A 26033-nucleotide genomic window follows, 5' to 3' on the forward strand; every position below is an offset into this window, starting at 1 on the left:
TATGTACCAGTTTATACTGGGAAAGATCTCCACCCTGAGCGCAGACCCGCTGGCGTCGACGCTTGCACATATGGCACCTGCGGGTGCACGAAATGCATCCTGGCTGGCGGGGAGAACCCTGCTCGCCAAAACGCTTTCTCCTTCTCCGTTACCCGAGATCGTCTATGGTGAGCAAGGGAAGCCGGCCTTCGTGGATGCGCAGCCCTTCTGGTTTAACCTGAGTCACAGCGGCGATAATATCGCGCTGCTGCTGAGCGACGAAGGCGAAGTGGGATGTGATATCGAAGTTATCCGCCCACGTGAAAACTGGCAGGCGCTGGCTAACGCCGTCTTCAGCGTGGCGGAACATGCGGAGCTGGAGCGCGAAGACCCGGAGACAAAGCTTTCTGCTTTCTGGGGGATCTGGACGCGTAAAGAGGCCATCGTGAAGCAGCGAGGCGGCAGCGCCTGGCAGATTGTCAGCATCGACAGCACGTCGCAGACGCATTCGGTAAGCCAGCTCCAGTTCGGCTCGCTCAGTCTTGCCGTCTGCACCTCAACGCCTTATACCCTTACCGCCGGGACAATTGCTCACCACGGGATGTCCGTGGCATAAAAATCACCAGCACGCCGAAAATAATCATCCCGACCCCCGCCAGCCCGTGCCAGGAAAAGTGTTCGTTCCAGCCGGGCAACAAAATGGCCGCGGCCCACACCAGAATGTAACTGAGGCTCAGCAAGGCATACGCTTTGCTGAGCGCCATGCGATGCAACGCCAGATACCAGCAGCCCATCGAGGCCACATACCCCATGAGTCCCAGCAGCAGCGCGCCAGTACCGGATGAGAAGTGCCAGAGCGCGGAGACAAACGCATAAAGCTCGCTGACTGGCGGCAGAGCCTGCATGGCATAGCGCAGCAGCAGTTGCGCCGCGCTGACCAGCATTACGCTGCATAACGCCCAGAACGTTCCTCTCACAGGCTTCCTCCGAGGATAACAATGCCGATGATGATGAACCCGACGCCCAGCCAGTGATGCAACGCGACTTTTTCATGCCAGAATGCTTTCGCCGCCAGGGTCACCCAGACAAAATTGAGGCTCAGCATAGGGTAGGCAACGCCGACAGGCAGGCGCTGCAGGACCACCAGCCAGACCAGCATGCCGCTGCCCAGCGCCAGCAATGCCAGGCCCAGCCACAGCATAATATGCGCGCCACGCCGCCCGGCTTTCGCCGGACGGGTGGCCTGCTTCTGACACAGCTGCCCTGCGCAGGTCAGCAGGCTTGCCAGTATCAACCAGAGCCAGGTCGTCATTGCGGTAAATACTGCAGCCAGGCCAGACGGCCCTGAATATACAGGCTGTCCGGTTCTGGCAGATGAGCCCGCTTAATATCGTCGTGTTTTGACAACAGGATCACCAGTGACACGCCCCCCTGCTGGCGATGCGTTGCCAGCCACTGCGCAAAATTATCTTTCTCGACAAACCGGTCTGTCACATCCGGGTACGCTAGCCCGTAGCTCAGCTCGCCGCTCTGACCAAACAGAATGATGTCATTACGCTTAAGCTCCCACGCCAGCCCGGAGGCCACGCCAACATTGTTCGCCAGCACAAACCGGCTGCTCTGAAGCGGGTCACGGATGGTATCCACCAGCGACTGCGGCTGTTTGGAATCTACCACCAGGTTAGGAATGGCAAACCCAATCAGCAGCGCCACGCCAGCAGGACACAACGCCGCCAGCCACCAGCGCTGCGCGCTTTGCCGCACGGTAAACCAGCCGACAGCCGCCCAGACGAGAAACGCCAGCACCGCGCAGAAGACTTTATACAGCTCAACGGATGTCCAGACCGGATGCTTAGCAACCCCCCACGGCGAGACCACCAGCGCCGCCACCACGCCAATCACACCAAACGCCAGGTTAATCCCGCCGTTAATGCGTAACGCTCTGGCCCCTTTGTCCGCCGCGATGCAGGCATAGCGCGCCATCAGGATAGCCAGCGGAGCAAAACACGGCAGGATGTAGGTTGGCAGTTTGCCTTTGGCAATGCTGAAGAACAGCAGCGGCATCACGACCCATCCAAGCAGATAAAAGCCACCGCCCGTGTTGTCTCTTTCGCGCCAGCCCAGCCGAAACGCGCCGGGCAACAGCGCCAGCCACGGCAGACTGCCGGCCAGCAGGAACGGCAGGTAGTACCAGAACGGCGCCTTGTGCTGAGCATCGCTCTGGGCAAAGCGCTGAATATGCTCAACCCAGAAGAAGTAGCGCCAGAAATCAGGCTCTCGGTGCGCAATGGCCAGCGCCCAGGGCAGGACGATCAGCACACAGCTCACGATGGCCAGCCAGCCAAAGATCAGCACCTCTTTCCAGCGCTTCTGCGCAATCACCCACGGCAGCACGCCTATCACCGGCACCGCCAGCGCCAGGAATCCTTTGGTCATCACCCCCATGCCGCAGGCAAGCCCGAGCAGCACGTAGCCACCCGCTTTTCCGGCCACGGTTTCAGCCTGTGAGGCCAGCCAGAAGCTGCACATAGCGGCCACCAGCCACAGGGTAATGATGGGATCCAGCACGGCGTACGTGCCAATGCCATACACCAGGAACAGGGTCAGGAAGATAAGGCCGGAGAAAATGGCAACGCGCTTATCCCGCCACAGGCGCCACGCCATCCAGATCACCAGCAGAGCCGTCAACCCGGTTGAGAATATGGCGCCGGCGCGCACGGCAAAGTTAGTATGCCCAAACAGCAGTTGCCCGATACTGTTGATCCAGTAGCCCGCAATCGGCTTTTCAAAGTAACGCAGCCCCAGAAAATGCGGGACAATCCAGTCTCCAGACGCCAGCATTTCGCGGCTGATTTCCGCATAGCGCGTTTCATCAGGCTGCCACAGCAGGCGGATATCGATCGGAATGAGGTAGTAAACGATAAACAGTGCGAGAAGCGCTAAGCCATAACGGGCTGCTTTCATGATACCGGACTCACGGTTTGTTGATAGCCAAGCCAGCCTTCCCGGCCAGCCAGTTCATTACGCACAATTTTGCCCACGGGCAGGACGCTAAGATCCTCTGGCAGCAATTCGCTCAATGGACAAAACTGAATCTCCTCCTGAGTGGCCATCGTCAACAGTGCATCGAAATCATGCTGATACGCAATCCCTTCCACTTCCGCGTGGATGGTATAGACGGGCGTACCAGCGTCGCGATGAATGCAGTCCAGAATATAGCGATTGAACCCTCCGGCACTGACCTCGCGCCCAACCACTTCATCCCAGGTGGGAAGCGTGACCGGGATTTGCACCGTCCCCAGGCGATTCTCCCCGATGAGCGGCAAAAAAGGCCCGGTGCCGCGGCAATCGCTGTTGTAGCGAAACGCGAAGGGTTCTTTAGCTTTCACCACGCGTTGGTCGGCACGCCATCCCGCCACGGCGGAGCAGCGAATCGTCTGACCGGTAATGGCCTCCAGCTCCAGCATGCCGCGCTCAACTTCACGCGACAGGCGTGGAATATCCCAGACGCCAGCCCAGGCCTGCCAGGCATGGTGATCCCAGGCATGCAGTCCAACCTCATGGTGCTGTGCCGCGTCGCGGATAACGGCTTCATTACCCGCGCCAATGCGCCTGCCGGGCCATGCGGTTCCGGCCAGCAAAATATCCCAGCCGTAGAGAGAGGCTGCGCGTGAGCGCAGCATTTTGAACAGAAATGCCGGTTTAACCAGACGCCATAAATGACGTCCCATATTGTCAGGCCCCACGCTGAAGAAAATGGATGAGCGCACGTTGTGCTTGCTCAGCAGTTCCAGCAGTTTGGGTACGCCGTCACGCGTCCCCCTGAAGGTGTCGACATCAATGCGTAAACCGACTTTTCTCATGAGACCTGTTCCGACAGCTCCACGGTGCGCAGGAAGAAATCGAGCGTTTCATCAATGGTCTGATCCATCTTCACCGTCGGTGTCCAGTTCAGGCAGCGTTTCGCATTACGAATGCTCGGTTTCCGGTGCTCAACGTCCTGATAACCTTTACCGTAGTAGCTGCTGCTTTCCACTTCACGGAAACCGGCAAACGGCGGGAAGCGATCGCGCAGCGGATGACGTTCAAAGCTTGCCAGCAGCATCTCAGCCAGCTCGCGAATGCTCGCTTCGTTATCCGGGTTACCGATGTTGATGATCTCTCCGTTGCAGCGACCCTCTTTGTTTTCGATGATGCGGAACAGCGCCTCGATACCGTCGCTGATATCCGTAAAGCAGCGTTTTTGTTTACCGCCTTCGATAAGCTTGATGGGCGAGCCTTCCACCAGGTTCAGGATCAGTTGGGTGATGGCACGTGAGCTGCCGATACGCGCCGCGTTAAGGTTATCCAGACGTGGGCCCATCCAGTTAAACGGACGGAACAGCGTAAAGCGCAGACCCGCTTTCTCGCCGTAGGCCCAGATCACGCGGTCGAGCAGCTGCTTGGAGACGGAATAAATCCAGCGCTGCTTGTTGATCGGCCCGACGACCAGGTTAGAGGTATCTTCGTCGAAGTTTTTGTCAGTACACATGCCGTACACTTCAGAAGTGGATGGGAAGATGATGCGCTTATCGTATTTCATACAGTCGCGGATGATCTTCAGGTTCTCTTCGAAGTCCAGCTCGAACACGCGCAGCGGGTTACGGGTGTACTCAATCGGCGTGGCAATCGCCACCAGCGGCAGCACCACGTCACATTTTTTAATGTGATATTCAATCCACTCGGAGTGAATGCTGATATCCCCTTCCACAAAGTGGAAACGCGGGTTGTCGAGGAAACGACTGATGGCATCAGCACCGATATCCAGACCATAAATTTCGTAGTTATCGTCTTTCAGCAGACGCTCGGTCAGGTGGTTGCCGATAAAGCCGTTGACGCCGAGGATCAGCACGCGGGTGCGGCGTTTGATGGCCACAACCGGTGCGCTGGTGATCAGTGCGCCAGTGACCAGCCCCAGAGACTGAGCCAGCTGCGCGCCCTGAACATAAACGCCGTTATCGGTTTGCCCGGTAACGATCTCCAGCGCCTGCTCGCCGCAGCTGACAATCAGCGGGGAAGCTGAGACAACGGTGCCCGGTTTGGCGGCAGGAATGTCGTCGCGTACGCGGGATTTCCAGACGATAAATTTACTCACGCCGGCAAAGCTGTACGCCCCCGGCCAGGGGTCGGTAACGGCACGCACCAGGTTGTGCAACTGACGAGCCGGCTTGTTCCAGTCCAGACGGCCATCTTCTGGCCGGCGACGGCCAAAACAGCTCGCCTTGCTCTCATCCTGCGCGGTCTCGCTGAAGGTGCCGTTAAGGATCGCTGGCAACACATCACGTAACAGGCTTTGCGCTACGGTGCAGAGCTTCTGATGAAGCTGCAGCGCAGTTTCATCCGCGTCGATAGCCACGCGCTGCTGCGCGATGATGGCACCGGCATCTGCGCGGTGCACCATACGGTGCAGAGTGACGCCGGTTTCCGTTTCACCGTTCACCAGCACCCAGTTCAGCGGTGCGCGGCCACGGTAGGCGGGCAGCAAAGAGCCGTGAAGATTAAATGCCCCTTTTGCGGCCAGACTTAAAATCTCATCGCAAATCAGGTTGCGATAATAGAACGAGAAGATGGCATCAGGCGCGAGCGCCCGGATGCGATCCACCCACAGCGGATGGTTGACATCGTCCGGGGCGTAAACCGGAATACCGCGCTCTGCGGCGATACGCGCCACCGAGCCAAAGAAGTTATTCTCTCCGGCCGTGTCCGGATGCGTGAAGATTGCAGCGATTTCATAGCCCGCTTCCAGCAGGGCCAGCGTGCCCGCACACCCCATATCGTGATAGGCAAAGACAACAGCTTTCATGGGTGAATTTCCTCTTGAGATGCTTTGTGTTCCTGGCGGACAACACGTTGAATAAAGTAGCGCGGACGTGCGCGAACATCGTTATAAATACGGCCAATGTATTCCCCGAGCAGACCCATCCCGACAAACTGGGCGCCGATGAACATAAACAGCACGGCAAAGAGCATGAAGACCCCTTCCGCCGCCCACTGGGGACCGTAGATCAGGCGGAGTAACACCAGCAGCACGGAGAGCGCGAAGCCGAACACGGCAATGATGCTGCCGAAAACGCTCAACAGGCGCAGCGGCGTGGTGGTCAGGCAGGTGATAAGGTCGTACATCAGGTTGATGAGACGCATAAAGCTGTACTTCGACTCCCCGTGCTCGCGCTCGGCGTGCAGTACCGGGATTTCCGTCGCCTTACGGGCAAAGGTGTTCGCGAGAATGGGAATAAACGTGCTGCGTTCATGGCAGTGCAGCATGGCGTCGACAATATGGCGGCGGTAGGCGCGCAGCATGCAGCCATAATCGCCCATCGCTTTGCCGGTGGTCCGCTGGATCAGACGGTTGATGGTGCGGGAAGCCAGCTTACGGAACAGGCTGTCCTGACGGTTTTGCCGCACCGTGCCGACCACGTCGTACCCTTCATCGGCCTTTGCAACCAGACGCGGGATCTCTTCCGGCGGGTTTTGCAGATCGGCATCAAGCGTAATAATCAGATCGCCCGTCACGTGGCTGAACCCGGCCATAATGGCGGAGTGCTGGCCGTAGTTACGGTTAAGCAGCACGGCAACAATATGGCTGCCCTCGGCCTGCGCGGCTTCGGTCAGCATCAGCGCGGAATTATCGCTACTGCCATCATCCACCAGCAGTATTTCATAGGCTTTGCCGAGCGTGTCGCAGGCGGCCGTCGTGCGGCTGATCAGTTCGGGCAGGCTCTCCTGTTCGTTGTAAACGGGGATAACCACAGAAACTTTTTGTACAGGCGGTGCGCTGAACATATCAATTTCCTGCAAGCTGATGGAGCGCGGTAATGACGCGGGTTGTGTCGTCATGAGTCATGTCCGGGAAAAGGGGGAGAGAACAAATACGCGCGCTATTCCATTCAGAATTTGGGAGCGATACATCAGGAAAACGCTCGCGGTAGTATTTTTGCGTGTGCGCCGCGCGGAAATGCAGGCCGGTGCCAATGCCTTTTTCCTTCAGGGCTGCCATCAGGTTGTCGCGAGAAATCCCGCAGCGGGCTTCATCCACGCGAATGATGAACAGGTGCCAGGCGTGGACGTGCGGCCATGAAGGAATACGCAGCGGCTGGAACGGCGTATCGGCAAGCTCGCGCAGATAGCGTTCAGCAATGTCATGACGTCGTGCGTTGGCCTCTTTCAGTTTGCCCAACTGCACCAGCGCCAGCGCGGCGTTGATATCCGCCAGGTTGTATTTGAAGCCGGGCGTGATAACTTCTGCCTGCGGCGCACGACCGTGCGTCTGGCGGTCGTAAGCGTCCACACCCAGGCCGTGGAATTTCAGGCTACGGATCCGCTGCGCCAGTTGCGCATCGTCCGTGATCACTAACCCGCCTTCGGCGCAGGTCATGTTTTTAATGGCGTGGAATGAGAAAATCGCGGTGCCCTGCCAGCCCACGTGACGCGAGTGGTAGTACGTGCCGGCTGCATGCGCCGCATCTTCAATGACCGGGATACCGTGACGCTCCCCGATGGCGCGAATGGCGTCGATGTCACACGGCGCGCCGGCATAATGAACCGGAACAATCGCTTTTGTGCGTGGCGTAATGGCGGCGTCGACCGCGTCCGGCGTGATCATCAACGTATCCCGGTCCACATCAATCATCACCGGGGTTGCGCCCAGCAGCACAATCATATTCAGTGTGGATACCCAGGTCAGGGAGGGGGTAATCACTTCATCGCCTGGACCAATACCCAGCGCCATCAGCGTGACATGCATTCCCGCGGTCGCTGAGCTGACGGCAATCGCATGTTGATTCCCGGTTAGCTGACAGAATGCCTCTTCAAGCGCCTGATTTTTCGGTCCTGTGGTGATCCAGCCGGAGGTTAATACCTCCTGCAACGCCGCTAATTCCTCGCTACCCATGGACGGCCGGGAAAAAGGCAAAAAATCACTCATCATTAATTTCCTTGCTGTATTAAAGGCGTCATCTTTTTTACTGCGCTGTCGTTATGGGCAGCTCAATGGAATCATGCAAGATGGTTTATAAATAAAGTCCAAATAAAATTTAGACTGCACTCCATTTATGTCAACAAACCATCAACTAAAGTAAAAGTATCGTCGTTTTCTTAGGAAAAAATTAAGAGATGAGGAAAGCGGAATGGGTAAAGAGCAACAGAGTGCAAGAGAAATCCTTTTACAACAGTAAGATGGGATTTAATTCTCTTTTTTTTATTTTTTGTGAGTAGACTCACGACGGGCATTTAAATATTTCATTTCTTTTACATTAAAACGATAAGAAAAGTAAATGAACGCTCAACCAAAATAAAAACCCCGGCGGTTTCGTCAACCGCCGGGAACTTTCTTTTAATGTGAATTGTCGCGTTTACTTAAGATTAGCAGGAAAATCATTCGGCAATTCACTGGCCGCGCAGGCAATAACGCTTTCATTATTCGCCCCACAGTCGCGAACAAAGGTGATCGTCGCAAATTCATCAATGACTTCAGTGGGGTATGCCGGACCCGCATCACGATACGCATTCATCAATGGAATATGATCGTTCTGGAAGCAGACGGTTTTTTCTGGATTGTTTATCACCCAACGTGGGAAGAAGATGGTGCCGTGGAACAGTTTGTCACCCAGGTTTGCAATCAGGCTCACGTCGGTACCGGTTGGTTCTGTCCAGGAAATTTTATAGATGCTCTCCCCTACGCGAACAATATAAGCCTGCTGATCTTTCACCCAACGGTTCGCCACAATCCCGCTGTGAATACGGTAATCAAGGGTGGTTTCATTTTTGACATAAATCTCGTAGTTCCAGCCATTATCATAGGTATATACAAGGTGTTTGCCGACGAAGCCGCTTAAGTCATGTTTGTCGAAGGTGTTCATAATGTGTCTCCTTTGTTTTGATGAGACGATCGTACCCCTTCAAAAAATGAATGAATAACGCTATGTTTGAATCAAATTCATCCAAATTTTAGATTAATCATGCATAAGACGACGCTTGAACAATGGTCATTACTGGAAAGAGTGGTCGAGGCAGGCAGCTTTGCCAAAGCAGCGGAAGAGACCAACCGCAGCCAGTCCTCGGTCAGCTATAACCTGTCGCTGCTGCAGGAGCGGCTGGGCGTGGCGCTGCTGGTGCCCGAGGGGCGGCGGGCTGTCTTAACCCCGGCCGGCGAACTCCTGCTCAACCAGGTTAAACCGTTGCTGAAAGCCTTCGCCTATGTTGAGACCCGTGCGGCAAGCCTGCGTAATGGAATGCGCACGCGGTTAGATCTGGTGGTGGACAGCATTTTCCCGCGCCGACGCCTGTTCGCTATTTTGCGTCAGTTCCAGCAGCTGTATCCGCAAACGCAGGTCCGTCTCACCGAAGTGCTGGAAAATAGCCGCACCGATGTCATTAATGATGAAGCCGACGTGATGGTGTTAACCCGCCGCCAGGACATAACCGGTCTTGGCGAATGGCTGATGAATATCGACTTTGTTGCCGTGGCGCATCATCAACATCCCCTCTTTAGCCTCGACGCGCCGCTTAACGACGATATGCTGCGCCCGTGGCCGCTCATTCAGATAGCCGACAGCCAGACCGCCGCGCGTGCGGCCGGCGAGTCGTGGACCTTTTCCACCATTGACGCAGCCATAGAGGCGGTGATGTCCCAGGTCGGCTATGGCTGGCTGCCAGAGGAGCGTATTCAGACCCAGCTTGATCTGGGGGTGCTTAAACGCCTGCCGCTTAGCCATGGCGCACGCCGGGCTACGCCGCTGCACCTGATTGTGAAACGCTCCCTCGGCCCGCTGGATGAACAAGTTGAGACCCTGCTGCGCCTTTTTAGCCAGGAGCCGCCATCCTCACCTGCTACGCTTTAAGGTCCGAACGTTAAACACGATAAGGAGCAGATGATGAAGATCGATTTTACGGGGAAAGTCGCGCTGGTGACCGCCTCTACCGGCGGGATCGGCTTCGCCATAGCCCGAGGGCTGGCTGAAAGCGGTGCGGAAGTGATCATCAATGGCCGTAGCACGGAGTCTGTGAATAAAGGTATCCAGCAGCTACAACAGGTTGTGCCTGGGGTGCAGGTACGCGCCGCGATTGCCGACCTCAGCACGGCTGAAGGGGTGGAATCGCTGCTGAACGTAGCGACCCACGTCGACATCCTGGTCAACAACGCCGGCATTTACGGCCAGCAGGATTTTTATGGCACCGACGATGACACCTGGGAGCGTTACTGGCAGACAAACGTGATGTCCGGCGTGCGTATCTCCCGTGCGCTGCTGCCGGGTATGGTGCAGAAAGGCTGGGGACGCGTGGTGTTTATTTCGTCCGAGTCGGCCTGCAATATTCCGGCAGACATGATCCACTATGGCGTGACCAAAACGGCGCAGCTGTCGCTCGCTCGCGGGCTGGCGAAGTTCGTGGCGGGAAGCGGTGTCACGGTGAACAGCGTATTGCCCGGTCCCACCCTTTCAGACGGTTTTGCCGGCATGATGAAAGACGAGATCGAGAGAACCGGCAAATCGCTGGAGGAACTGGCGAAAGAGTTTGTGATGACTCACCGCCCGAGCTCGGTTATCCAGCGTGCCGCGACGGTGGAAGAAGTCGCCAATATGGTGGTGTATGTCTGCTCGCCCCAGGCCTCCGCCACCTCGGGCGCGGCACTGCGCGTCGATGGCGGCGTGGTGGATGACATCATCTGATCCCTCAGACAGAACGGTCTGTGACCCGTCGGGCAGTAATATAGTGCGCCTGCCAGTAGTCATCAGTCAGGGTTGAGACGGTTACGCCCTGGCTGCGTGAGGCATGAATAAACTGGCTATTGCCGATGTACACGCCCACGTGCCTTCGGTCTGGACCGGTCTGAAAGAAGACCAAATCCCCCGCCTTCAGACGGTATTGCGCCACCTTCACGCCGCGATGGATCTGTTCGCCCGTCGTGCGCGGCAGATTAAGGTTCGCCGCATCGCTGAACAGATGCTGCATCAGCGCGGAGCAGTCCACGCCCCGATGTGTGGTCCCGCCCCACTGATAGTGGGTGCCTTTCCACTTCTGGTATTGATCAAGGATCCGGGTACGCAGTGGTCCTGTTTCCTGGTGCAGCAGCGCGGATTTTGCCGGAGAAAGGGCAAGCTCGCGGTTCATTGACAGCATCGACGCCGGCAGTTAAAAACTCAATGCCGAAAACGAAGCCAGACTTAACGAGAGGATTGAAATAAGCGATCTAAACGTCATATCAAAATAGATTCAGTGAGTGGATATTTTCCTTACCGGTGGGGGCCAACGTTCCCCCGAAATAGCGCTCAATGTGGCGATAATATAGACAGCTCGCTTTTCAACCAATTATTATTGAGACCAAAAATGGACTCACTTTCCGATCGCAAGATCGCGAAAAAAATGCTCAAGACAGAAGGACAGACAGGGTAAAGCAGGTAAACTAATCAACAGAATGTGTATTTTAGCTAAGACGTATTTATGACCAATATGATTGCCGACGAGGCCGTGGCCAAATCCAACGTGCTCTCCGTCTTCGACTTTGATGGAACACTGACGCACCACGACAGCTTTATCCCTTTCCTGCGTTTTGCCTTTGGTAAACGTTACTTCGCGGGCCGCCTGGTGCGTATGGCCTTACCCACGCTGCACTGCGTGCGTCGTAAGCTGACGCGCGATGAGCTGAAGGAAGTGCTGATTAAAACGTTCCTGACGGGCGTGGATGAACACTGGCTACGCCAGCAGGCGGAAGCGTTTTGCGAAAAATACTGGGACAAGCTGATGCGCCCTGCCGGCGTACTGGCCGTCGCCGCAGAGGTGAATTCCGGTGCGGAAGTGACCATCTGCTCCGCCTCTCCGGCGCTGGTGCTCCAGCCGTGGGCTGACAAGCTGGGGATTAAGCTGATTGGCACGCAGCTGGAAGTGAAAGACGGCAAGCTGACCGGGCGTATCACCGGCAACAACTGCCGCTGTGCCCAGAAGGTGGCGAGGCTGGAAAAAGTGTATGGCGATCTGAATAGCTACCACCTGCGCGCGTGGGGCGATACCCGCGGCGACCATGAACTGCTGGCGGCAGCGCAGGATGCACACTGGCGGCACTTCCATCCACCGCGCAAGCGTCGACATTCACCGATTAAGTGTTAGACACTGTCTACCCGAAAACGGCAACCAAAGGTTGCCGTTTTGCTTTTAATGGGCTTCTTTCTTACCCGGGAACATCACGCTGGTGATAATCCCCAGCGCCAGCACGCCAAGCACCACAAACAGGCTTGCCGTGGCACCAATGCTGTAACCATGGTGCCAGAAGTGATCGGTGGCATTTAATCCGAGCTTGAACGCCACGAAGAACAGCAGCAGCACCACCGCTTTCTCCAGATGCACCAGATACTGCTTCAGCGCTTCCAGCACGAAGTAGAGCGTACGCAAGCCGAGGATGGCGAACATCATTGCGCTGTAAATAATAAGCGGCTCACGGCTGACGGCAATAATGGCCGGCACGGAGTCAAACGCGAACATCACATCAGAGAGTTCCACGACCGCCACGCAAAGCAACAGCGGCGTTGCGTAGCGTTTCGCCTTCTTCACGCGTCCAACCGTTACGTCCTGGTTTTCAGGTTTCTCCAGCTCCGCGTCCACCTCTTTCTGGGTCAGAATAAAGGCATTGCTGCTGATTTTAGGCCAGACAGGATAGAAGCGTTTCACCAGACGGTAAGCCAGATGGCCGGAGTAATCTTCAACCTCGTCACTCTCTTCATTGCGTCTGAGCATCATCACCGCCGTCCAGCCGACGACCAGCGCGAAGATAACCTCGACGTAAGGCCCCAGACTTAACAGGCTGGTCCCAATGGCTACAAAGATACCGCGGAAAACAATCGCCCCGAGCACGCCCCAGTAGAGGACACGGTGACGATATTTATCCGGCACGCCGAACCAGGCAAAAATCGCCATCATCACAAACAGGTTATCGACGGAGAGCACCTCTTCCAGCGCGTAACCGGTGAGGAACAGGCTTGCCATCTCTGCGCCGTGGTGAACATACAGGAACCCGGCGAAAGCCATGGCCATCATGACCCAGAAGAGGGACCACATGGCAGCGCTTTTCAGCGAGATCGGTTTATCGTGACGGTGCATAAAGAGGTCGATAAACATCGCCCCGACGGCCATCACTACAAAGACAACAACGGTTTCAGTCGGGAAACCGAGATGAGCAGCAGACATACACAACCCTTTTGGCAGACAAAACACAGCACCATGCAAACTGGCGTAAACCAGGAACGGAAAGGGGCAGGCTGTTTACCAGCCTTTAACCCTTAAAGCCGCGGCTTTTCAGGCCCGGCAAAGAGAGGTACTTTACCGCACTCCATGGGGTCGCGCATCTGCCGTTTAGGCGCTCATGCCGCGCAAACGCTGCAGTACGGCCACCAGAACCGCCACTGACCAGCCCACCATCAAGGCGCCGACCAGGCCTTCCACACCCCCAATCAGCCGCCAGTGCTGAGGCAACGTGACATCGCCGTATCCCACCGTGGCGTAACTGACCAGCGAAAAGTAGAAGCTGGTGTTCCAGTCGTTAAATGCATCAATAACAAAATAAAACCCGGCGAACAGACCGGCTTCAAGAAGATGGGCGAAGATCATGGAGATAACGATCCCGACGTTACGCAACACCACGCGCACCGCAGAGTCGACCTCTAAGTTAATGAATTTTAAAACGCAAAACATCCACAGCGAATGGATGACCACCGTAAGGGTAAGCAAAATAATGATGCTGAGTAGCTGCATGAAAGGTGCTCTGACCGGGAAGAAAAATGACCCCGCGAACGCAGCGGGGCACCTGGAGCTGTCTGGCCTGGTCGAAGCTTAGTGGATCGGAGAAAAAAAGTTGGTGCAATAATTGCGCTGCGTGATTATCACTCTTATAGAGTCTCCTCTTTACGGCTGGTTCGACTGCTGTGAGCGATATATCTGGAGCGCACTATCTGTGAGTCACCTCTTATTTACATCATTTAAACCTTCCATTAACTGGATAAAAAGAACGCGCCGTCGCTATAGTGGTTTTGTTTAATAAAACTCAGTTGTACCTAATAAAACAAAGAACATACCCTGCGAGGACACAATGACAGAACATTTACGTAACGGTGCTACCGCCACCGAGGACATAGAAAGAGAGACGATGCGGAAGGTGATCTGGCGTATTCTCCCGTTTCTGATTGTCAGTTACCTGGTCTCCATTATCGATCGCGGGAATATCGGCATGGCTTCGCTGCAGATGAATGAGGACCTTGGCCTCAGCAAAGCTGCATTTGGCTTCGCCAGCAGTCTTTATTTCGTGGCCTATTTTCTGTTTGAAGTACCCAGCAACCTGGCCATGCAGAAAGTCGGCGCCCGGCTGTGGATCCCGCGCATTATGATCAGTTGGGGCATCGTCTCCATGTGTATGTCCCTGGTGCAGAACACCACGTCGCTCTATATCGTCCGTTTTCTTCTCGGTGCTGCAGAGGCGGGCTTCTTCCCGGGCGTCGTGCTGTATCTGACCTGGTGGATCCCGTCCCGCTACCGCGCACGCATTATTGCGTCCTTTATGGTCGCCATCCCGCTCGCTAACTTCATTGGCTCCCCGCTTTCCGGGTTGATACTGTCACTGGATGGCTGGCTGGGTCTTCGCGGCTGGCATCTGCTGTTCATTATTGAAGGCTTGCCGGCGGTGCTGCTGGGTATTGCCGCCTGGTTTATTCTCCGGGATCGCCCTCATCAGGCGAGCTGGCTTAGCAGTGAACAGAAACAATGGCTGGAAACCACGCTGGAAACCGAGCGCAATCAGCAAAAGAATATCGGACACCAGACCACCTGGCAGTTGCTAAAGCATCGCCAAATCTGGCTGATGGCGCTGATTTACGCGGGTGCATCGTCCGCGGGTACCACCATCAGCGTCTGGTCTCCTCAACTGCTGAAATCCTTCCATCTCGATAATCTTGAGACAGGTCTGCTTAACGCCATTCCTTACGGTCTGGCATCTGTTCTCATGATTGTATGGGGACGGAATTCCGATCGTACCAACGAACGCCGCTGGCATACCGCACTCACGCTATTCATAATTGCCGCCGGCGTGTTCGCCGCCTTTGTGAGCGTTTCGCTGTCTGCCACGATCGTTATCCTCAGCATTATGCTGATAGGCGCCTATTCAATGAAAGGGCCTTTCTGGGCGCTGGCGTCCGGTTGGATGAGCAGTACCTCAGCGGCGGCGGGACTGGCCGCGATTGGTGCCATCGCAAACCTGATAGGCGGGGCGGTGATGGTAAACGCGTACGGCATTATCAATGAGCGTACGGGCAGCTACACGCTGGCGATGCTTCCTCTGGCCGCGCTGTGCGTGGCCGGGGGGATAGCGGTGCTCATTATGGGCCGACAGGCCCGCAACGCTCAGCTACACGAAAAACAGGTCACGCATTAGCGTTGACAGAAGCGGGACAACTGTCCCGCTTCTGCATTTAAAGATGTTCTTCCGCCGTATCGCTCGTTTCCCCAAAAAACTGCTGACAGAAGAGCTTACTGGCTCCCATTTTCTGCGACAGACGGCTTGCTGCCGCCTTCATCAACTGACCTATCTCCTTCTCACGACGATCTTCCGTCAGCCGTGAGATGGGGCCGGTCAGGGCTAACGCCGCAACCAGCTTGTCGTGAACGCCGAAGACAGGCATCGCAAACGCAGCGGTGTGGGGATCGCGTGCGCCTGACGTGTAGAATGGGAGTTCAGCGTCTCCCTCCGGCAGACTCTCATTGAGCCCCCAATGGCGTAATACCTTACTGATGGCCGAATTATCGAGCGGAAACTGGCTACCGGGAAGATTGCTGTGTCGCAGGCCATGCGACGCTTCAGCGCGAAACAGGCAAAGCCGCTGCCCTCCCTCCAGCACATACCAGCTGGCACTCTCCTGAGACGCCAGGGATAAGGCCTGAAGCTCTGGCTGAACCACTCGGGAAAGATGGAAAGATTGTTCATACAGCTTGCCGAGGTAAAGCAGACGTGGGCCCAGCGCATAATTGCCGTCTTCATGCCTGACGACGTAATTCATCCGTTCAAGAGAATTCATCAAGCGGTAAACCGTGGTTTTGTGATAACCCGATAGCTGTGCCAGCGCGGTCAGCGTCAGGCTCTCATCTCCAGGACGGAAGCAATCCAGTAAAGCCAGCGCTTTTTCAACCGCTACAACGCCTTCATTCCCCATCATTATCTCCTTGTTAGCCCGGCAGTGAGTGTACCTCAAATTTTGTGAGTCACTTCGTGTTTACATCACAAACGCCATCTTGGGTCTGGCTAAAAGGAAAGCAACACCGCTATAGTTGTTTTGCACTGTACACCTGCATTGTACTTAGTAAAACAATATGGAGGCATTCATGTCCGTTACTGAAAAAAAACCGATTAATCGCCAGTTTGATCGCGTTTCTGCCGAGGACGTTCGTCGGGCTGCCGAGTATCAGGCCGCTATTCTGGCCGACGTGGCCGGTCGCCGCGGTACGCTTCATGGCCGCATCAAACCGCTGGCCCCACACATGTCCGTTGCGGGTCCGGCCATCACCGTTGAAGTCCGTCCGGGTGATAATCTGGCGATTCATGCCGCGATGGCGGTGGCGCAGCCCGGCGATGTCCTGATCGTCGATGGCAAAGGCGACCTGAGCTGCGCGCTGCTTGGGGAAATCATGGCCACTCAGGCTCAGGCGAGCGGCATTGCGGGCATTATTATTGACGGCGCTGTACGAGACGCCGATACCTTGAGCAAAGGTCACTACCCTGTCTTTTCTGCCGGTCTGAACCCCTGCGGCCCGACAAAGCTAATTTCTGGTCGGGTTAATCATCCCATTTCAGTCGCCGGGGCGACGGTTCAGGCCGGGGATCTGGTTGTCGCGGATATCGACGGCGTGGTAGTCATCCCGCGCGATGAGGTTCAGGAAGTTATCGCGCTGGCAAAAGGAAAGCTGGAGATGGAGACCCGACGCCTTGCCGCCATCCGTGAAGGCGATTTACGTCCACACTGGCTTGATGACGCGCTTCGTAAGGCAGGTATGTTAGATGACGGGGAGACGCTGTGATGGGGGGCAAAGACGTAGTTCTGGTTACCGGAAGCGACCTGGCGGAGCAGGCCATGGTGATGTTGCAGGGCTTTGAGGTGGTGTTTGCGGGCCGCCAGCCCACAGAAGATGAACTGATCGCGCTGTGTGAACGACACAATCCTGTGGCGATTCTGGTACGTTACGGCAAGATTACCGCGAAAGTCATGGATGCCTCCCCCGCTCTGCAGGTTATTTCCAAGCACGGAAGCGGGATCGATGTGATAGACCAGACGGCAGCGTCCGAGCGCAACATCGCCGTCCGCGCTGCGCCAGGTGCAAACGCGGCGGCAGTGGCTGAACATACCTGGGCGCAGATCCTCGCCTGCGCAAAGTCGGTGGTACCTCTGGACAAGCGCCTGCGAGACGGGCACTGGGATAAGGCAACGCATAAATCCATTGAACTGGAGGGCTTAACGTTAGGGCTCATCGGATTGGGTGCTATCGGCTCGCGTGTGGCACATATTGGCCACGCATTCGGCATGAAGGTGCTGGCTTACGATCCCTATGCTAAGTCCATGCCTGCCCTGTGTGAACGCGCAGAAACGCTGAATGGACTTCTTTCCCGTTCCGATGTCATCTCTTTGCACTGTCCGCTGACCGATGAGAATCGGGGGATGATCAATAGCCAGACGCTCGCACACTGCAAGCGGAACGCAATTCTGGTAAATACGGCACGCGGCGGACTGATCGACGATGAATCGTTACTGGCGGCGCTCAGGGATGGCACGCTGCACAGCGCAGCGCTGGACAGCTTTACCCACGAGCCGCTGACGGCGCCGCACCTCTGGCAGTCCGTAGAAAACGTGGTTATTTCACCGCATATTGGCGGCGTTACCGCAGCGTCATATATCAAGATGGGGACAGTGGCCGCGAGCAATATTCTTGCTGTAACAGACGTAACCACCGTCAGCCCGTAAAGCCAACTGTGACGAGTGGCAGTGCTCTTATGTCACTTGTCTTCTGCCAGCGCCTGAGCACACGCCCAGGCACTTGCCCATGCCCACTGGAAATTGTACCCGCCGAGCCAGCCGGTCACATCCATCACCTCACCAATAAAATAGAGCCCCGGCACGTTGCGCGCTTCCATGGTGCGTGAGGAGAGTTCATGGGTGTCGACCCCACCAAGCGTCACTTCCGCCGTGCGGTAGCCTTCGGTACCGTTGGGCTGCACCCGCCAGGCTGTCAGCGTCTCAACCAGCACCTCCTGTTCGCGGCTGTTAAGCTGCTTGAGCGACACATCCGGGATCTGCCCCAGCACCTGCAAACATTCCACCAGACGTTTTGGCAACTGCATGGCCAGGGTGTTTTTCAAGCTTTGATTCGGGTGCGCCGCGCGTTGCTCGTTGAGGAAAGCCTCCAGGTCGCAATCGGGTAGCAGGTTAACCGTGACAAACTCCCCCGGCTGCCAGTAGCTGGAGATTTGCAGTACCGCCGGGCCGGAAAGACCACGGTGGGTAAACAGCAGGTTTTCACGGAACACCGTACCGTCTTCAGCCGTAATGACCGACGGCACCGAGACGCCAGAAAGCGTCTGGAGCTGTTCCAGCAGGGGCTTATGCAGGGTGAACGGTACCAGCCCCGCACGGGTGGGCAGCACGTTCAGGCCAAACTGTTCGGCAATCTTGTAGCCGAATGGTGAAGCACCCAGCCCCGGCATGGAGAGGCCACCGCTGGCAATCACCAGGTTATCGGCGCTGACGCTTTCCCCGTTTAACTGCAGCGTGTAGCCCTGCTCATCGCGGGACACCTCCAGCACTTCCGTGCGCAGGCGCATCACCACGCCGCCCTTCTCGCACTCGGCCACCAGCATATCGACAATCTGCTGGGCGGAGTCATCACAGAACAGCTGGCCCAGCGTCTTCTCATGCCATGCGATACCGTGCTTACCCACCAGGTCGATAAAGTCCCACTGGGTGTAACGCGCCAGGGCCGATTTGCAAAAATGACGGTTCTGGCTCAGATAAGCTGCGGGTTCGACATAGAGATTTGTAAAGTTGCAGCGCCCGCCACCGGACATCAGAATTTTACGTCCTGGCTTTTTACCGTTATCCAGCAACAGCACGCGACGACCCGCCTGTCCGGCCATCGCCGCACAAAACATACCCGCCGCACCGGCGCCAATTACCACGGCATCAAACCTTTCCACGTCAAAATCCTCTTCGTTAACTGCCGCGGATTGTAAAGTTTCCTCTGTGGTCACACCAGCGTAATTAACCGAGATATCAGTCATATACTTGAAATATAAAATATATTTCTTTACCTAACGCCAACAAAGCCGAAGTTATATCAAAAAAAAGCTATATTTCACTTTGCCCGTCGCGCATTTGTCCTGGATAATGCGCCGCGTTCATGTCCTCAAAATGGCGTAACGTCCTATGCTACATTTGTTTGCTGGCCTGGATTTACATACCGGGCTTTTATTATTGCTTGCTCTGGTTTTTGTACTGTTTTACGAAGCGATCAACGGCTTCCACGACACTGCAAACGCAGTAGCAACGGTTATCTACACTCGCGCAATGCGATCGCAGCTCGCGGTTGTTATGGCGGCGGTATTTAACTTTTTTGGTGTTCTTCTGGGTGGACTGAGCGTTGCATATGCGATCGTGCATATGTTGCCAACGGATCTGCTTCTCAACGTTAGTTCTGGCCATGGCCTCGCTATGGTGTTCTCAATGCTGCTTGCTGCAATTATCTGGAACCTCGGTACCTGGTATTTCGGCCTGCCTGCATCCAGTTCTCACACCCTCATCGGCGCGATTATCGGTATTGGGTTAACGAATGCCCTCATGACCGGTACCTCGGTTGTTGATGCGTTAAACATCCCGAAAGTGCTGGGAATTTTCGCCTCACTGATTGTCTCCCCTATCGTGGGTCTGGTGGTCGCAGGCGGATTGATTTTCATCCTGCGTCGTTACTGGAGCAATACGAAAAAACGCTCCCGTATTCACCTGACGCCGGCAGAGCGTGAGAAGAAAGACGGCAAGAAAAAGCCGCCATTCTGGACGCGGATTGCCCTGATCCTTTCCGCTATCGGCGTTGCCTTCTCTCACGGCGCGAACGACGGTCAGAAAGGCATTGGTCTGGTAATGCTGGTACTGATTGGCGTCGCACCGGCGGGATTCGTGGTCAACATGAACGCCTCCGGTTACGAAATCACCCGTACCCGTGATGCGGTGAACAACGTTGAAATCTATTTCCAGCAACACCCTGAGCTGCTGAAGAAGGCAACCGGCGTTGACCAGTTGATCCCTTCTCCTGAAGCAGGCGCTACCACTGCGCCGGGCGAATTCCACTGCCATCCGGCAAACGCGATTAACGCGCTGGAACGTGCCAAAGGCATGCTGGGTAATATCGAAAGCTACGACAAACTGTCCGTTGAGCAACGTGGTCAACTGCGTCGCATTATGCTGTGCATCTCTGATGTCACGGATAAAGTGGCGAAGCTGCCAGAAGTGAATGCTGACGACCAGCGTCTGCTGAAGAAACTGAAAGGCGATATGCTCAATACTATTGAGTACGCGCCAATCTGGATCATCATGGCTGTCGCACTGGCTCTCGGTATCGGTACGATGATTGGCTGGCGTCGTGTGGCGACCACCATCGGCGAGAAGATCGGTAAGAAAGGCATGACGTATGCGCAGGGTATGTCCGCGCAGATGACGGCGGCGGTTTCAATCGGTCTGGCGAGCTATACCGGTATGCCAGTTTCGACCACCCACGTACTCTCCTCTTCCGTGGCAGGGACCATGATTGTTGACGGCGGCGGTCTGCAACGCAAAACCGTGACCAACATTCTGATGGCCTGGGTATTTACCCTTCCGGCCTCTATCCTGCTGTCGGGTGGGTTGTACTGGATTTCGCTGAAGCTTATCTAATCGGCAGAACGCGATAAAAAAGCGGGTCAGGAAACTGACCCGCTTTTTTTATGCTCAGTGCCAAATCATCAAGGCAATCATGCTGACCACAACCAGACCACACAGGGCGCTGGTTAAAATGAACTGACGGCGAAGACGCTCGCAACGGCGAATAAACTCTTCATCGTGGTGATCGCGATAGCGCTGGTAATAGATATACCCTACCAAACGCATCTGCTTGCTGGGCTGTCCGTGCGAGGTGAAGAACCCTCCACCGTCCACATACTGATAAAGCAACGGATCGCAACCACGAAGTACCACTAACAGCGCACGTAACGATGAGAAGTAGCGCGCCATATTCACTATGCAAACCACGCATAACGCCCAAAACAATGCGACGGTGCTAATCATACATCCTCCCCGGCGTACGCCCACGAAGCAAGGCCTCTGAGCTACCGCACTCCAGTGCCCTGACAGACAGTTCAGTGAAAGAATGAACAAAAGTCGATCCGGTTCGCGTTTTAATATCCGAACGGCTCATTAAATAGTGTAGGAGATCCGTTAATTTTTTTGCCACAAGGTTAATCGTTATCAACACCAAAGCTTGAAAAATATGTTTTACTGGGCCGTAATGAAAGCATCAGACGACGGCTTTTCCATTTAGTCATCGATAACTTAAGGAAGGAGTAACACTATGGCTTACAAACACATTCTCATCGCGGTAGACCTCTCTCCGGAGAGTAAAGTGCTGGTTGATAAAGCGGTATCCATGGCACGCCCTTACAACGCGAAAGTTTCTCTTATCCACGTTGATGTGAATTACTCCGACCTCTATACCGGTCTGATTGACGTCAATCTCGGTGATATGCAGAAACGCATCTCTGAAGAGACACACCACGCCCTGAGCGAACTGTCCACCAACGCGGGCTACCCTATCACCGAAACCTTAAGCGGCAGCGGCGATCTGGGTCAGGTGCTGGTTGATGCGATTAAGAAATACGATATGGACCTGGTCGTTTGTGGTCACCACCAGGACTTCTGGAGCAAGCTGATGTCTTCAGCGCGTCAGCTGATTAACACCGTTCATGTGGATATGCTGATTGTTCCACTGCGTGACGAAGAAGACGAGTAAGTCTGCTTTCCCTCTCCCAAAGGGAGAGGGAACCGTTCGAGCCTCTTTCCAGCACGGGTTGGGGTGACGGCATTAAACCGCACACCCTAACCTTCCTGTTCCGGCGTCCCCGAATAAATATCAAACCGGTGCCCTTTGGTAACCACCGCATTGGCCGTCGCCACGTCCGCCAGCGGCGGCGCATAGTCCGGGCGTTTCACCACCACGCGCTTCGTGGCGAGCTGACGAGCAGGCGCCAGCAAACCATCCGCGTCTAAATCCGGCCCGACCAGCGACTGGAACACCCGCATCTCTTTCTTCACCAGCGCGCTTTTCTGCTTATGCGGGAACATCGGGTCGAGATAGACCACCTGCGGACGCGGAGTGATATCGGTCAGCGCCGTCAGGCTGGAGGCGTGAATCAACTGCAAGCGCGCCTGCAGCCACGGTCCAATCTCCGGGTCGGCATAGCCGCGCGTCAGCCCGTCGTCGAGCAGCGCGGCCACGACCGGATTGCGCTCCAGCATCCGCACGTGACACCCTACCGAGGCCAGCACAAACGCATCACGCCCTAAACCCGCCGTGGCATCCACCACGTCAGGAAGATAGCTTCCTTTGACGCCAACCGCTTTGGCAACCGCTTCACCGCGACCGCCGCCGAACTTGCGCCGGTGCGCCATGGCGCCCCCCACAAAATCGACAAATATCCCGCCGAGCCTGGGTTCGTCACGCTTACGTAATTCCAGATGCGCCGGCGTCATCACCAGCGCCATCAGGTTTTCATCATCATGCTCCAGCCCCCAGCGGGCGGCCAGAACAGATAAGGCGCCGTCTCCGGCGCCTGTTTCATCGACTAAACAGATCTTCACGTAACGGTTAGCCTTTAATTCCGTAGTGCTCAAGCATCGCATCCAGCTGCGGCTCGCGGCCACGGAAGCGTTTGAACAGCACCATTGGCTCTTCAGAACCGCCGCGCGTCAGGATGTTATCAAGGAACGACTGGCCGGTTTCACGGTTGAAAATGCCCTCTTCTTCAAAGCGAGAGAACGCATCCGCCGCCAGCACGTCGGCCCACAGGTAGCTGTAATAGCCTGCCGCATAGCCGCCCGCGAAGATATGGCTGAACGCGTGCGGGAAGCGGCCCCAGGTTGGGCCAGGAATAACGGCGACCTGCTTTTTGATCTCGGCCAGCGTCTCGAGGATTTTCGCCCCCTGCTCCGGACTAAACTCGGCGTGCAGACGGAAGTCGAACAGGCCGAACTCCAGCTGGCGCAGGATAAACATCGCCGCCTGGTAGTTTTTCGCCGCCAGCATTTTATCCAGCAGTTCTTTCGGCAGCGGTTCGCCGGTTTCGTAATGGCCGGAGATGAACGCCAGCGCGTCCGGCTCCCAGCACCAGTTTTCCATAAACTGGCTTGGCAGTTCGACCGCATCCCATGGCACACCGCTGATACCGGCAACGCCTGCGGTTTCGATACGGGTCAGCATATGGTGCAGGCCGTGGCCGAACTCGTGGAACAGGGTAATCACTTCGTCATGGGTAAACAGCGCAGGTTTGCCATTCACCGGACGGTTGAAGTTACAGGTCAGGTACGCCACCGGCTTCTGCAGGGAGCCGTCCGCTTTACGCATCTGCCCGACGCAATCATCCATCCATGCACCGCCGCGTTTGTTCTCGCGAGCGTACAGATCCAGGTAGAAGCTCCCGCGCAGCTCGTTCTTCTCGTCATACAGTTCGAAGAAGCGCACGTCCGGATGCCAGACGTCGATGTCGGTACGTTCTTTGGCGGTGATCCCGTAAATGCGTTTAACCACTTCAAACAGGCCGTTAACGGCTTTGTTTTCCGGGAAGTAAGGGCGCAGCTGCTCATCGCTGATGCTGTAAAGGTGCTGTTTCTGTTTTTCGCTGTACCAGGCGATATCCCACGGCTGCAGCTCGTCGACACCGTATTCCGCTTTCGCGAAGGCGCGCAGCTGTGCCAGCTCTTTCTCGCCCTGCGGACGCGCACGTTTCGCCAGGTCAGTCAGGAAATCGAGGACCTGCTGTGGATTTTCCGCCATTTTGGTGGCGAGGGATTTGGAGGCGTAGCTCTCAAAGCCCAGCAGCTGTGCCAGCTCGTGACGCAGCGCGAGGATTTCAGCCATCACCGGGCTGTTATCCCACTTACCGGCATTCGGACCCTGATCGGAAGCGCGGGTGCTGTACGCACGGTACATCTCTTCGCGCAGCGCCTGATTGTCGCAGTAGGTCATGACCGGCAGGTAGCTCGGGATGTCCAGGGTTAAGAGGAAGCCTTCCTGCTCTTTCGCTTCGGCCTGCGCTTTCGCCGCCGCCAGCGCGCTTTCCGGCATACCGGCCAGCTCGGCTTCGTCGGTAATCAGCTTCGTCCAGCCCATGGTCGCGTCCAGCACGTTGTTGCTGTACTGGTTGCCCAGCTCAGACAGACGGGCCGCAATTTCACCGTAACGGGTCTGTTTCTCTTTCGGCAAACCAATGCCGGAGAGTTCGAAATCACGCAGAGCGTTATCGACCGATTTTTTCTGCGCGGTGTTAAGTTCGGCATAGTGGTCGCCATCGCGCAGGTCGCGATAGGCTTTGTACAGCCCTTCGTGTTGGCCAACCCAGGTGCTGTACTCAGAGAGCAACGGCAGGGTTTGTTCATACGCTTCACGGAGTTCCGGGCTGTTTTTCACTGAATTCAGATGGCTTACCGGGGAGAAGAGGCGTCCCAGCACGTCATCCACTTCGGCCAGCGGCTGACACAGATTTTCCCAGGTGTACGGCGCGCCCTGCGCCACCACGCTTTCTACCGCCGCACGGCAGTTGTCCAGCGCCTGTGTTACGGCTGGAACCACATGCTCAGGGCGGATTTTAGAAAACGGTGGCAACGAAAAAGGCGTCAGTAATGGATTGGTCATAAACGCTGTCCTGTTGAATAAGATGAATGAAGCGCGCATCCGGCGCTGTGCATATGCGATCTAGAATGGGGATAAGTGTAGAGGATTTCAATGCCAGACGTTGCGCTTTCGCGGCAGGATAAACTTTTCTGTATACTGTGGCGATACGCTCTATTTTTGCCCGATGGCGCTACGCTTATCAGGCCTACGTTTACTACCTGGAACACATTCATTCATGCTCAGTTATCGCCACAGCTTTCACGCAGGCAACCACGCCGACGTCCTTAAACACACCGTTCAGAGCCTGATCATTGAATCACTCAAAGAGAAAGATAAACCGTTTCTCTATCTGGACACCCACGCGGGCGCGGGACGTTATCAGCTGAGCGGCGAACATGCCGAACGCACCGGGGAATACCTGGAAGGGATCGCCCGCATCTGGCAGCAGGACGACCTGCCGGCAGAGCTGGAGCCCTACATTGGTGTGGTGAATCATTTTAACCGCAACGGCCAGCTGCGCTACTACCCTGGCTCGCCGTTGATTGCCCGCCAGCTGCTGCGCGAGCAGGACAGCCTTCAGCTGACCGAGCTGCACCCGAGCGACTTCCCGCTGCTGCGTTCTGAATTCCAGAAAGACAGCCGCGCCCGTGTGGAAAAGGCGGATGGCTACCAGCAGCTGAAGGCCAAACTGCCGCCGGTATCCCGTCGCGGTCTGGTGCTGATCGACCCGCCTTATGAGATCAAAACCGACTATCAGGCGGTAGTGAGCGGTATTAACGACGGCTACAAACGCTTTGCGACGGGCACCTATGCCCTGTGGTATCCGGTGGTGCTGCGCGCGCAAATTAAACGTATGATCAAAGACCTGGAAGCGACCGGTATCCGCAAAATTCTGCAAATTGAACTGGCCGTGCGCCCGGACAGCGACCAGCGCGGCATGACCGCTTCCGGCATGATTGTGATCAACCCGCCATGGAAGCTCGAAGCGCAGATGAACAACGTGCTGCCGTGGCTGCACAAGACGCTGGTGCCGGCCGGAACGGGCCATGCCACCGTCAGTTGGATCGTGCCGGAGTAATCGCAGT

Annotated in this window: 26 protein-coding genes; 10 read left to right on the forward strand and 16 right to left on the reverse strand. The window is 56.0% G+C overall.

Annotated features, from left to right (window positions below; genetic code table 11):
• Position 1: 1 nt before the first annotated feature.
• Entirely contained in the window at positions 2-595 is a 594-nt protein-coding gene (gene acpT, locus HV340_RS21770) for a 4'-phosphopantetheinyl transferase AcpT (protein ID WP_025202827.1), read from the forward strand.
• On the opposite strand, the gene arnF is transcribed toward acpT, so the two are convergent.
• The 8 genes from arnF to HV340_RS21810 all read right to left on the reverse strand — a co-directional run bounded on the left by arnF (position 552) and on the right by HV340_RS21810 (position 8876).
• On the reverse strand, positions 552-956 hold the full coding sequence (arnF, locus tag HV340_RS21775; RefSeq protein WP_181216222.1) for a 4-amino-4-deoxy-L-arabinose-phosphoundecaprenol flippase subunit ArnF: 405 nt from the start codon (positions 954-956) through the stop codon (positions 552-554). The genes acpT and arnF overlap by 44 nt on opposite strands.
• Complete coding sequence (gene arnE, locus HV340_RS21780; protein ID WP_014172049.1) at positions 953-1291, reverse strand: 4-amino-4-deoxy-L-arabinose-phosphoundecaprenol flippase subunit ArnE; 339 nt, start codon at positions 1289-1291, stop codon at positions 953-955. Before arnE ends, arnF begins: the two co-directional genes overlap by 4 nt.
• Entirely contained in the window at positions 1288-2943 is a 1656-nt protein-coding gene (gene arnT / locus HV340_RS21785; protein ID WP_181216223.1) for a lipid IV(A) 4-amino-4-deoxy-L-arabinosyltransferase, read from the reverse strand. The genes arnE and arnT overlap by 4 nt, the downstream gene beginning before the upstream one ends.
• Complete coding sequence (arnD, locus tag HV340_RS21790; RefSeq protein WP_181216224.1) at positions 2940-3842, reverse strand: 4-deoxy-4-formamido-L-arabinose-phosphoundecaprenol deformylase; 903 nt, start codon at positions 3840-3842, stop codon at positions 2940-2942. Before arnD ends, arnT begins: the two co-directional genes overlap by 4 nt.
• Positions 3839-5821: a bifunctional UDP-4-amino-4-deoxy-L-arabinose formyltransferase/UDP-glucuronic acid oxidase ArnA gene (gene arnA / locus HV340_RS21795; RefSeq protein ID WP_181216225.1), complete on the reverse strand. Its 1983-nt coding sequence runs from the start codon at positions 5819-5821 to the stop codon at positions 3839-3841. Before arnA ends, arnD begins: the two co-directional genes overlap by 4 nt.
• Positions 5818-6801 (reverse strand): undecaprenyl-phosphate 4-deoxy-4-formamido-L-arabinose transferase, encoded by a 984-nt coding sequence (arnC, locus tag HV340_RS21800; protein WP_020884516.1) that lies wholly within the window; start codon positions 6799-6801, stop codon positions 5818-5820. Before arnC ends, arnA begins: the two co-directional genes overlap by 4 nt.
• A gap of 1 nt (position 6802) precedes the next feature.
• Positions 6803-7942, reverse strand: a complete 1140-nt coding sequence (gene arnB / locus HV340_RS21805; protein WP_181216562.1) for a UDP-4-amino-4-deoxy-L-arabinose aminotransferase — start codon at positions 7940-7942, stop codon at positions 6803-6805.
• A 427-nt stretch (positions 7943-8369) separates the two neighbouring features.
• The gene (locus HV340_RS21810) at positions 8370-8876 is read right to left on the reverse strand and encodes a phenolic acid decarboxylase (protein WP_059305859.1); all 507 of its coding nucleotides are present in this window, start codon (positions 8874-8876) and stop codon (positions 8370-8372) included.
• Positions 8877-8975: 99 nt separating this feature from the next.
• On the opposite strand from HV340_RS21810, the gene HV340_RS21815 reads away from it, so the two are divergent.
• Positions 8976-9857, forward strand: a complete 882-nt coding sequence (locus HV340_RS21815) for a LysR family transcriptional regulator (RefSeq protein ID WP_020884513.1) — start codon at positions 8976-8978, stop codon at positions 9855-9857.
• A 33-nt stretch (positions 9858-9890) separates the two neighbouring features.
• On the forward strand, positions 9891-10685 hold the full coding sequence (locus tag HV340_RS21820; protein WP_025202822.1) for an SDR family NAD(P)-dependent oxidoreductase: 795 nt from the start codon (positions 9891-9893) through the stop codon (positions 10683-10685).
• A gap of 4 nt (positions 10686-10689) precedes the next feature.
• Here the strand turns inward: HV340_RS21820 and HV340_RS21825 are convergent, their stop codons facing one another.
• On the reverse strand, positions 10690-11136 hold the full coding sequence (locus HV340_RS21825) for an NlpC/P60 family protein (protein ID WP_181216226.1): 447 nt from the start codon (positions 11134-11136) through the stop codon (positions 10690-10692).
• A 321-nt stretch (positions 11137-11457) separates the two neighbouring features.
• Between HV340_RS21825 and HV340_RS21830 the strand changes: the two genes are divergently transcribed.
• Positions 11458-12120, forward strand: a complete 663-nt coding sequence (locus HV340_RS21830; protein WP_014172059.1) for an HAD family hydrolase — start codon at positions 11458-11460, stop codon at positions 12118-12120.
• A 45-nt stretch (positions 12121-12165) separates the two neighbouring features.
• On the opposite strand, the gene HV340_RS21835 is transcribed toward HV340_RS21830, so the two are convergent.
• A complete protein-coding gene (locus HV340_RS21835) occupies positions 12166-13194 on the reverse strand; it encodes a TerC/Alx family metal homeostasis membrane protein (protein ID WP_025202820.1) in 1029 nt (342 codons plus the stop codon).
• Between the two features lie 165 nt (positions 13195-13359).
• Positions 13360-13758, reverse strand: a complete 399-nt coding sequence (locus tag HV340_RS21840; RefSeq protein ID WP_020884509.1) for a potassium channel family protein — start codon at positions 13756-13758, stop codon at positions 13360-13362.
• 334 nt (positions 13759-14092) lie between these two features.
• Here HV340_RS21840 and HV340_RS21845 point away from each other — a divergent pair, with 334 nt between their 5' ends.
• Positions 14093-15427: an MFS transporter gene (locus HV340_RS21845; protein WP_014172063.1), complete on the forward strand. Its 1335-nt coding sequence runs from the start codon at positions 14093-14095 to the stop codon at positions 15425-15427.
• A gap of 37 nt (positions 15428-15464) precedes the next feature.
• Here HV340_RS21845 and HV340_RS21850 read toward each other — a convergent pair whose 3' ends face one another.
• A complete protein-coding gene (locus HV340_RS21850) occupies positions 15465-16202 on the reverse strand; it encodes an IclR family transcriptional regulator (protein ID WP_020884507.1) in 738 nt (245 codons plus the stop codon).
• A 169-nt stretch (positions 16203-16371) separates the two neighbouring features.
• On the opposite strand from HV340_RS21850, the gene HV340_RS21855 reads away from it, so the two are divergent.
• Positions 16372-17064: a diguanylate cyclase gene (locus HV340_RS21855; RefSeq protein WP_025202818.1), complete on the forward strand. Its 693-nt coding sequence runs from the start codon at positions 16372-16374 to the stop codon at positions 17062-17064.
• Positions 17064-18002: an NAD(P)-dependent oxidoreductase gene (locus HV340_RS21860; protein ID WP_181216227.1), complete on the forward strand. Its 939-nt coding sequence runs from the start codon at positions 17064-17066 to the stop codon at positions 18000-18002. The genes HV340_RS21855 and HV340_RS21860 overlap by 1 nt, the downstream gene beginning before the upstream one ends.
• 32 nt (positions 18003-18034) lie before the next feature.
• On the opposite strand, the gene HV340_RS21865 is transcribed toward HV340_RS21860, so the two are convergent.
• Positions 18035-19231, reverse strand: a complete 1197-nt coding sequence (locus HV340_RS21865) for an NAD(P)/FAD-dependent oxidoreductase (protein WP_025202816.1) — start codon at positions 19229-19231, stop codon at positions 18035-18037.
• Positions 19232-19460: 229 nt separating this feature from the next.
• Between HV340_RS21865 and pitA the strand changes: the two genes are divergently transcribed.
• The gene (pitA, locus tag HV340_RS21870; protein ID WP_014172068.1) at positions 19461-20960 is read left to right on the forward strand and encodes an inorganic phosphate transporter PitA; all 1500 of its coding nucleotides are present in this window, start codon (positions 19461-19463) and stop codon (positions 20958-20960) included.
• A gap of 54 nt (positions 20961-21014) precedes the next feature.
• On the opposite strand, the gene uspB is transcribed toward pitA, so the two are convergent.
• Positions 21015-21350, reverse strand: coding sequence for a universal stress protein UspB (uspB, locus tag HV340_RS21875; protein ID WP_003861224.1), 336 nt, complete (start codon positions 21348-21350; stop codon positions 21015-21017).
• 283 nt (positions 21351-21633) lie between these two features.
• Here uspB and uspA point away from each other — a divergent pair, with 283 nt between their 5' ends.
• Positions 21634-22071 carry a universal stress protein UspA gene (uspA, locus tag HV340_RS21880; protein ID WP_003861223.1) on the forward strand — a complete coding sequence of 146 codons (438 nt, stop codon included), beginning with the start codon at positions 21634-21636 and terminating at the stop codon, positions 22069-22071.
• 86 nt (positions 22072-22157) lie between these two features.
• On the opposite strand, the gene rsmJ is transcribed toward uspA, so the two are convergent.
• Both rsmJ and prlC read right to left on the reverse strand, forming a co-directional pair.
• Complete coding sequence (gene rsmJ, locus HV340_RS21885; RefSeq protein ID WP_025202814.1) at positions 22158-22919, reverse strand: 16S rRNA (guanine(1516)-N(2))-methyltransferase RsmJ; 762 nt, start codon at positions 22917-22919, stop codon at positions 22158-22160.
• Positions 22920-22926: 7 nt separating this feature from the next.
• On the reverse strand, positions 22927-24969 hold the full coding sequence (gene prlC / locus HV340_RS21890) for an oligopeptidase A (RefSeq protein WP_032680115.1): 2043 nt from the start codon (positions 24967-24969) through the stop codon (positions 22927-22929).
• 214 nt (positions 24970-25183) lie between these two features.
• On the opposite strand from prlC, the gene HV340_RS21895 reads away from it, so the two are divergent.
• Complete coding sequence (locus tag HV340_RS21895) at positions 25184-26026, forward strand: 23S rRNA (adenine(2030)-N(6))-methyltransferase RlmJ (protein ID WP_020884500.1); 843 nt, start codon at positions 25184-25186, stop codon at positions 26024-26026.
• Positions 26027-26033: the final 7 nt, after the last annotated feature.

Source organism: Enterobacter sp. RHBSTW-00975 (assembly GCF_013615235.1).
GTDB classification, from domain to species: Bacteria; Pseudomonadota; Gammaproteobacteria; order Enterobacterales; family Enterobacteriaceae; genus Enterobacter; species Enterobacter ludwigii.

What these genes read in the sequence shown, in the direction of transcription:
- acpT (WP_025202827.1), top strand. Translation starts at nt 2, where the DNA reads ATGTACCAGTTTATACTGGGAAAGATCTCCACCCTGAGCGCAGACCCG.
- arnE (WP_014172049.1), bottom strand. Translation starts at nt 1,291, where the DNA reads ATGACGACCTGGCTCTGGTTGATACTGGCAAGCCTGCTGACCTGCGCA.
- arnT (WP_181216223.1), bottom strand. Translation starts at nt 2,943, where the DNA reads ATGAAAGCAGCCCGTTATGGCTTAGCGCTTCTCGCACTGTTTATCGTT.
- arnD (WP_181216224.1), bottom strand. Translation starts at nt 3,842, where the DNA reads ATGAGAAAAGTCGGTTTACGCATTGATGTCGACACCTTCAGGGGGACG.
- arnA (WP_181216225.1), bottom strand. Translation starts at nt 5,821, where the DNA reads ATGAAAGCTGTTGTCTTTGCCTATCACGATATGGGGTGTGCGGGCACG.
- arnC (WP_020884516.1), bottom strand. Translation starts at nt 6,801, where the DNA reads ATGTTCAGCGCACCGCCTGTACAAAAAGTTTCTGTGGTTATCCCCGTT.
- arnB (WP_181216562.1), bottom strand. Translation starts at nt 7,942, where the DNA reads ATGAGTGATTTTTTGCCTTTTTCCCGGCCGTCCATGGGTAGCGAGGAA.
- HV340_RS21810 (WP_059305859.1), bottom strand. Translation starts at nt 8,876, where the DNA reads ATGAACACCTTCGACAAACATGACTTAAGCGGCTTCGTCGGCAAACAC.
- HV340_RS21815 (WP_020884513.1), top strand. Translation starts at nt 8,976, where the DNA reads ATGCATAAGACGACGCTTGAACAATGGTCATTACTGGAAAGAGTGGTC.
- HV340_RS21820 (WP_025202822.1), top strand. Translation starts at nt 9,891, where the DNA reads ATGAAGATCGATTTTACGGGGAAAGTCGCGCTGGTGACCGCCTCTACC.
- HV340_RS21825 (WP_181216226.1), bottom strand. Translation starts at nt 11,136, where the DNA reads ATGCTGTCAATGAACCGCGAGCTTGCCCTTTCTCCGGCAAAATCCGCG.
- HV340_RS21830 (WP_014172059.1), top strand. Translation starts at nt 11,458, where the DNA reads ATGACCAATATGATTGCCGACGAGGCCGTGGCCAAATCCAACGTGCTC.
- HV340_RS21835 (WP_025202820.1), bottom strand. Translation starts at nt 13,194, where the DNA reads ATGTCTGCTGCTCATCTCGGTTTCCCGACTGAAACCGTTGTTGTCTTT.
- HV340_RS21840 (WP_020884509.1), bottom strand. Translation starts at nt 13,758, where the DNA reads ATGCAGCTACTCAGCATCATTATTTTGCTTACCCTTACGGTGGTCATC.
- HV340_RS21845 (WP_014172063.1), top strand. Translation starts at nt 14,093, where the DNA reads ATGACAGAACATTTACGTAACGGTGCTACCGCCACCGAGGACATAGAA.
- HV340_RS21850 (WP_020884507.1), bottom strand. Translation starts at nt 16,202, where the DNA reads ATGGGGAATGAAGGCGTTGTAGCGGTTGAAAAAGCGCTGGCTTTACTG.
- HV340_RS21855 (WP_025202818.1), top strand. Translation starts at nt 16,372, where the DNA reads ATGTCCGTTACTGAAAAAAAACCGATTAATCGCCAGTTTGATCGCGTT.
- HV340_RS21860 (WP_181216227.1), top strand. Translation starts at nt 17,064, where the DNA reads ATGGGGGGCAAAGACGTAGTTCTGGTTACCGGAAGCGACCTGGCGGAG.
- pitA (WP_014172068.1), top strand. Translation starts at nt 19,461, where the DNA reads ATGCTACATTTGTTTGCTGGCCTGGATTTACATACCGGGCTTTTATTA.
- uspB (WP_003861224.1), bottom strand. Translation starts at nt 21,350, where the DNA reads ATGATTAGCACCGTCGCATTGTTTTGGGCGTTATGCGTGGTTTGCATA.
- uspA (WP_003861223.1), top strand. Translation starts at nt 21,634, where the DNA reads ATGGCTTACAAACACATTCTCATCGCGGTAGACCTCTCTCCGGAGAGT.
- prlC (WP_032680115.1), bottom strand. Translation starts at nt 24,969, where the DNA reads ATGACCAATCCATTACTGACGCCTTTTTCGTTGCCACCGTTTTCTAAA.
- HV340_RS21895 (WP_020884500.1), top strand. Translation starts at nt 25,184, where the DNA reads ATGCTCAGTTATCGCCACAGCTTTCACGCAGGCAACCACGCCGACGTC.